The 6,402-nt window shown below is 72.9% G+C and carries 7 protein-coding genes; 4 read left to right on the forward strand and 3 right to left on the reverse strand.

The annotated features are described in order from the left end of the window. Window positions 1-28: 28 nt before the first annotated feature. Together KCH_RS01620 and KCH_RS01625 are read left to right on the forward strand one after the other, a co-directional pair. Window positions 29-790, forward strand: a complete 762-nt coding sequence (locus KCH_RS01620; protein WP_035858314.1) for an alpha/beta fold hydrolase — start codon at window positions 29-31, stop codon at window positions 788-790. A 300-nt stretch (window positions 791-1,090) separates the two neighbouring features. After that, window positions 1,091-1,987, forward strand: a complete 897-nt coding sequence (locus KCH_RS01625) for a GNAT family N-acetyltransferase (protein ID WP_084224131.1) — start codon at window positions 1,091-1,093, stop codon at window positions 1,985-1,987. A gap of 119 nt (window positions 1,988-2,106) precedes the next feature. Here the strand turns inward: KCH_RS01625 and ligD are convergent, their stop codons facing one another. Beyond that, window positions 2,107-3,006 (reverse strand): non-homologous end-joining DNA ligase, encoded by a 900-nt coding sequence (ligD, locus tag KCH_RS01630; protein WP_035858316.1) that lies wholly within the window; start codon window positions 3,004-3,006, stop codon window positions 2,107-2,109. A gap of 32 nt (window positions 3,007-3,038) precedes the next feature. On the opposite strand from ligD, the gene ku reads away from it, so the two are divergent. Next, window positions 3,039-4,037: a non-homologous end joining protein Ku gene (gene ku, locus KCH_RS01635; RefSeq protein ID WP_035858318.1), complete on the forward strand. Its 999-nt coding sequence runs from the start codon at window positions 3,039-3,041 to the stop codon at window positions 4,035-4,037. 196 nt (window positions 4,038-4,233) lie between these two features. Here ku and KCH_RS01640 read toward each other — a convergent pair whose 3' ends face one another. Then, a complete protein-coding gene (locus KCH_RS01640) occupies window positions 4,234-4,578 on the reverse strand; it encodes a hypothetical protein (protein WP_035858320.1) in 345 nt (114 codons plus the stop codon). 374 nt (window positions 4,579-4,952) lie between these two features. On the opposite strand from KCH_RS01640, the gene KCH_RS01645 reads away from it, so the two are divergent. Next, complete coding sequence (locus KCH_RS01645; protein ID WP_035858322.1) at window positions 4,953-5,276, forward strand: hypothetical protein; 324 nt, start codon at window positions 4,953-4,955, stop codon at window positions 5,274-5,276. Between the two features lie 140 nt (window positions 5,277-5,416). On the opposite strand, the gene KCH_RS01650 is transcribed toward KCH_RS01645, so the two are convergent. Beyond that, window positions 5,417-6,277: an S-methyl-5'-thioadenosine phosphorylase gene (locus KCH_RS01650; RefSeq protein WP_035858323.1), complete on the reverse strand. Its 861-nt coding sequence runs from the start codon at window positions 6,275-6,277 to the stop codon at window positions 5,417-5,419. Window positions 6,278-6,402 lie beyond the last annotated feature (125 nt).

The raw sequence follows: 6,402 nt of genomic DNA on the forward strand, positions 1-6,402 counted from the left end.
CGGGGTTCCGCTGTTCTAGGTTGGCGCAATGACGATCACTCACGAGGTGGCCGGCGACGGCCCCGCGGTACTCCTGCTGCACTCCTCTGTCTGCGACCGGCGGATGTGGGACGGCCAGTGGGACGCGCTGCGCGAGGCCGGATACCGAGTCGTGCGGTGCGACTTCCGCGGTTTCGGGGAGACCCCCTGCGCGGACGCGCCGTACAGCAATCTGACGGACCTGGAAGAGCTCCTCGACGAACTCGGCATCGACCGGGTCTCCCTCGTCGGCTCCTCCTTCGGCGGCAACATGGCCACGCAGTTCGCGGCGCTGCACCCCGAGCGGGTCCACTCGCTGACGCTGCTCTGCCCCGGCAGCTCCCTCCACGAGCCGAGCGCCGACCTGGTGGCCTGGGGCGAGCGCGAGGAGGAGCTGATCGAGTCCGGCCGGCTCGACGAGGCGGTCGAGCTGAACGTCGACACCTGGCTCGGGCCGGACGCGGACGAGGCCGCCCGGGCCAAGGTGCGCCTGATGCAGCGCAACGCGTTCGAGCTGCAACTCGCCCCCGAGGAGGAGGTCCAGCCGACGACGATCGAGGTGGACGTGCGCAACGCCGTAGCCCCGGCACTGGTGTTCGGCGGCCGCCACGACGTGGACGACTTCCGCCGGATCGCCGCCGACGTGGCAGCCCTGCTGCCCAACGCCGAGCACCGCGAACTCCCCTGGGCCGGCCACCTGCCCGCGCTGGAGCGCCCCGCCGAGGTCTCCGAGCTGCTGATCGCCCACCTCGCCGAGGTGTGGAAGGCCTGACGGAACGTCAGCCAGGCTCCTCCTTCCGTCCCTCCCCCGGGTGAACATCCGCTGGCTGTTCGGACCTGAAGGCCCGCCGAGCACCGCCCGGGGGAGGTGGCCATCACGCACTTCCGCACCGAAACCGGCCAGTCGCCGCAGCGCAGAACCGGTTCTTCTCTCGACGGGCTCCCGGTCGGGCCGGGTCGAACAGGGGTTGCACGGGGTTCGAAAAACTGGATGCACCCGTCCGACCGGGCTGCTTTGATTCCGCGTGATCAACCTCTCCGAGAGGACGCACCACACACTTTGGACGGCACGATGCGCAACTCCCTGCACGACACCGGCTCCAGCTCCACCACGGCGGCGGAGGGCGCAGGGCCGTCGACCGTCCTCGCTCGGCTCGAGGAGTTCTACGACGCGGTTCCCCGGTTCTCCGCGACCGCCGAGGATTACGGCCCGCTCACCCTGTTCGTGCGCACCGGCCCGGGCTGGCACTACTACGGACGCCCGACCCTCGGCGGCGACGGGCAGTTCACCGCCGCCGACGTGGACCGCGTCCGGGCCCGCCAGCGCAAGCTGGGCGCCCCGGAGACCTTCGAGTGGGTGCACGAGACCACGCCGGGTCTGCGCGCCGCGATCGAGGCCTCCGGCCTGGAGGTGCACGAGCACCCGCTGCTGGTCCTGGAGCTCGACGGCCCGTCAGCTGCCGCCCCGGCGGCGGAGGACGGCCCGGAGGTCCGGGTGCTGACGACCGACGACCCGCTGCTGCCGAGCGCCGTCGCCGTTCCGCACCTCGCCTTCGCCGAGCCCGGCACCCTCGTCGGCGCGGCCGGCCCGGAGCAACTGGCCGACGCCACCCGGACGGCGATAGCCGACGGCCAGGTCACCCGGATGATCGGCCGGATGGAGGCGGGCCGCACGGTCGTCGCCGCGACGGTCGGCCCCGACGGCCTGGCCAGTGCCTCCGGCTGCCACCAGCCGGTGGGCGGGGTCAGCGAGATCGTCGCGGTGGCGACGCTCCCGTCCCTGCGGCGGCAGGGCCTGGCGCGCCGGGTCACCGCGCACCTGGTCGAGCACGCCCGGGCCACCGGCATACGCACCGTCTTCCTGTCCGCCAGCGACGACGCCGTGGCGCGGATCTACGAGAGCATCGGCTTCCGCCGCGCCGCCACCGCCCTGATCGCCGAACCCGCCACGGAGGCCGCCACGTCCTGACACGACGTCAACACCGCACCGCATCGGCACCGCACCGCACATCGCTTCGTCGCCGCACTGCGTTCCGCACCACCCGACCGGCTCCCACCCGCTCGGGCCCGGGTCGGTCGCTAGCGGCATCAGTCGGCCGGGTCCGGCAACGCCTGGTCGTCGCTGAGCAGTTCGGCCAGCAGGTCGCCCTGTTCGGCGAACCGGTCGAGCACCTGCTCGGGGCTGAAGGTCAGCTCGGCCGGGTCGGTGCACTGCTCGACCTCGCTCCAGCTCACCGGGGCCGACACCCCGGGGACGCTGGTGGCGCGCAGCGTGTAGGGCGCGGCGGTGGTCTTCGCCGTCGCGTTCTGCGACCAGTCGACGAACACCTTTCCCCGGCGCAGCGCCTTGGTCATCCGGGACACCACCAGGGCGGGGTACTCGCGGGCGAGGCGTTCGGCGAGGGCGCGGGCGTAGTCGCTGACCTCCCGGGCGGGGGTGGGGCGCAGTGCGGCGTACAGGTGCAGTCCCTTGCTGCCGGAGGTCTTGGGCCGGCAGACGAGTCCGTCGGCGGCGAGGGCTTCGCGGATCAGCAGGGCGACCAGGCAGCAGTGGGTGAGGTCGGCGCCCGGTCCGGGGTCGAGGTCGACGACGAGGCGGTCGTGGGCGTCCGGTCCGCTCTCGGCGGTCCACTGCGGGACGTGCAGTTCCAGGGCGTAGCCGTTGGCGACGGTCATCAGCGTGGGCAGGTCGTCCACGGCGACGCGCTGCTTGGGGCCTTCGTGGCTGGGCGCGGTCACGGTGCGGACCCAGTCGGGCAGGCCGGGCGGCGGGTTCTTGGCGAAGAACCCTTCCTCGCCGATGCCGGCCGGGAAGCGCAGGAAGCTGGCGGCGCGGCCGCGCAGGTGCGGCAGCATCGCGGGGGCGATCTGCGCGTAGTAGTAGAGGGCCTCGCCCTTGGTCCACCCGGTGGCGGGCCACAGGACCTTGTCGAGATGGGAGAGGACCAGGCGGCGGCCCTCGACTTCCGTGACCTGTCGCTCGGGCATACCGTGGGAAATCCCCGCGAAAGGGCCATGCCATGCCACAGGTCACCTGGAAAGGCGTCATCACGTTCGGGCTGGTCAGCGTGCCGGTCCAGCTGTATGCCGCCACGGAGGAGCACAGCGGTCCTTCGCTGCACCAGGTGCACGAGAAGGACGGTTCCCGCATCCGGTTGAAGCGGTTCTGCGAGGCGGAGGGGAAGGAGGTTCCGTACAGCGAGATCGCCAAGGGCTACGAGTCCCCGGACGGTCGGCAGGTGGTGCTCGGCGACGAGGACCTGGCGGAGCTTCCGCTGCCGAGCAAGAAGGTGGTGGACGTGCTGGCGTTCGTCCCCGCCGAGTCGATCGATCCGCTGATGTACTCCAAGGCCTACTACGTGGCCACGGCCGACAAGGCCCCGGCGAAGCCGTACGTGCTGCTGCGGGACGCGCTGCGCGAGTCGGGGCAGATCGCGGTGACCAAGGTGACCATGCGGACCAGGGAGTCGCTGGCGGTGCTGCGGGTGCACGAGGACACCCTGGTGCTGCAGACCTGCCTGTGGCCGGACGAGGTCCGCTCGGCGCAGGGGATGGCGCCCGACGAGAAGGTGACGGTCCGTCCGCAGGAACTGAAGATGGCGCGTTCGCTGATGGACACGCTGTCGGAGGACTTCGACCTGTCCGCGCTGCACGACGAGTACCAGGCGGCGCTGCAGGAGCTGATCGACGCCAAGCTGGCGGGGGTGGAGGCCCCGCACCTGGAGGAGCAGGCCGAGGGCGGCGAGGCCGAGGTGATCGACCTGATGGCGGTGCTGCGCAGCAGCGTGAAGGCCGCGAAGGGCGAGCACGGCAGGGGTGCGAAGGGCAGCCGGGCGGCGGGGCAGGCGTCGGACGGCGGTGAGGCGGAGGCCGGGGCGGCCGAGGAGGAGTCGGGGCGCACCACGAAGCGGCCCCGGAAGACGGCGTCCGGCCGGAGCGGGGCGGCGGCGAAGAAGACGGCGAAGGCGCCGGCCAAGAAGGCCGCCGCGAAGAAGGCCGCTCCGCGCAAGGCCTCCTGACGGCACCTCACCCGGTGGCCGCGCGACCCCGGACGGGCCGGGGTCGCGCGGCACCGGAGGCGGACTCCGCGGGTCAGCCGGCTCCGCGGGTCAGTCGGTTCCGCAGGTGAGTCGGTTCCGCAAGGCGGTGGCCTTCGCAGAAGCCAGTGAGCTCCGCAGCGCCACCGAGTTCCGCGGCGTCACTGGCTCCGCGCCGTCAGGAGAACAGCGCGGAGCGGAGCTTGAGGCGGTCGGAGGCGCGGCCGCCGGGGCGCAGCGAGTAGTAGTCGCCGTCGCAGTCGGGGCCGGTGAACACGGTGACGGTGGAGCCGGTGAGGTTCTGGGGGGCGAAGGCGGGTTCGGTGGTGTCGGGGTCGGCGACCTCGGGGAGGGTGACGCAGACGCGGCTGTCGGGGTCGACCAGCACTCCGGCGGCGCGGTTCCCGAAGTCGTCGTAGTAGGTGTACCGGAACTCGCCGACGGCCGCGGCGGCGGGGCTTGGTGTGGCGAACAGCAGGGCGAGCGTGGCGGCGGTGGCGGCAGCCGCGTGGCGCAGGTGCATGAGGCTGGTACGGCCTTTCCGGTCGTGCGTGGGCCGCGGCCGGCGGGTCCGGCTCGGCGCGCACCACCGTAGTGGCGGGGCGCAGTGGCGAATCGGTTCTGCCCGTGAACGCCGCGCGCCGTCGCACCGGCCGTGCCAGCAGCGGGCGTGCGGGCGGCGCTCGGGGTGCGCGGGCGGGGCCGGTGGGGTGGGCGCGGCACGCGGGTCGGATGGGCCGTCAATGGGACGAAAAGCCAATGGCAGCACGGCGGTTCGACCGGGCGTTCGCATGTTAGAACCGGCGTGCAGCGGGCAGATGTGTTCCTACCTGGGACGTAGGGGCGCGCCGGCAGGGAAGGCCGGGGCGCTCCTGCCTGGCGGCGCGGAGGTGGTTGATGGACGGACCGGCACTCTCCCCGCGTGAGCTCGTGATCCTTCAGCAGATCGAGGCCGAGCTGGGGAGCGATCTGGAGCTGGAGCGCGAGTTGCGCACGATGCGACCAGCGAGGCTGGCGCGGCTTCGACGGTCGCTGGTGGCCAGGCCACGCTCGGTGGTCGTGGTGATCGCGTGCTGTCTGGCACTGTCGTTCGGACTGTTGGGGCTGGCGGTGGCGCTGCGGGCGCCGGTGCTGCTGGTCGCCGTGGTGGCGGCCTGGGGCACGACGCTGGCCGCCCTGATGATATTGGCGCACCTCGCTCGGCGGGGGCGCAGCCGGTAGCGGTCCCGTCCGCTCCGGGGCAACCCGCCCACCGCACCGCCGATCGGCCGACGCCCCGTCAGAACGCGGGGGCGTCGGCCGATCGCCGTCCTGGGTCTCCGGAACGCCGAGTCATGGATCTCCGAACCGCCGACGGGCGGTCAGACGCCGGGCAGGCCGGTCTCCAGGCCGTCGAGCACGTGCGAGCAGAGGCAGTCGCGGGTGGCGGGCAGCGACTCGAGGGCCTTGAACAGGACGGTGCGCAGGCGGTCGACGTTGCGGGCGAAGACCTCCAGCACCTCGGCGTGGGTGACGCCCTCGCCGGTCTCCACGCCCGCGTCGAGGTCCGTGACCAGCGCCAACGAGGTGTAGCAGAGGCCGAGTTCACGGGCCAGCACGGCCTCGGGGTGGCCCGTCATGCCGACCACGGACCAGCCGTTGGCGGTGAACCAGCGGGATTCGGCGCGGGTGGAGAAGCGCGGGCCCTCGATCACCACCAGGGTGCCGCCGTCAACGGGTTCCCAGGCGAGCGAACGGGCGGCGCCGAGCGCGGCGTTCCGGCCGTCCGGGCAGTAGGGGTCGGCCATCGAGACGTGCACGACCTCCGGCACCGAGCCGTCGGGGAGGGTCACGCCGTCGTAGTAGGTCTGCACCCGGCCGGAGGTGCGGTCCACGAACTGGTCGGGCACCAGCAGCGTGCCGGGCCCGTACTCGGCACGTAGGCCGCCGACGGCGCACGGCCCGAGGACCTGGCGCACCCCCAGCGAGTGCAGCGCCCACAGGTTGGCGCGGTAGTTGATGCGGTGCGGCGGCAGCCGGTGGCCGCGGCCGTGGCGCGGCAGGAAGGCGACCCGCCGGCCGGCCACTTCGCCGATGAACAGGGAGTCGCTGGGCGGCCCGTAGGGCGTGTCGACGTGGACCTCGGTGACCTCGTCGAGCAGTGCGTACAGTCCGGATCCGCCGATGACGCCGAGTTCGGCGGTCGGGGTGCCGTCGGTGCGGGGCGGGTGGACGTCGGCCATGGCTCTCCTCGGCTCTGCCGGTCGGACGCGGACCCGGCACGGTTCGATGGCCGGTGGGTCCGCGGCTGGGGTGCCGTCCGGCGGGCGCTGCGGCCCGCCGTGGGCACGCCCCACCCTACGAGCAG

Source organism: Kitasatospora cheerisanensis KCTC 2395 (genome assembly GCF_000696185.1).
Taxonomy (GTDB): Bacteria; Actinomycetota; Actinomycetes; order Streptomycetales; family Streptomycetaceae; genus Kitasatospora; species Kitasatospora cheerisanensis.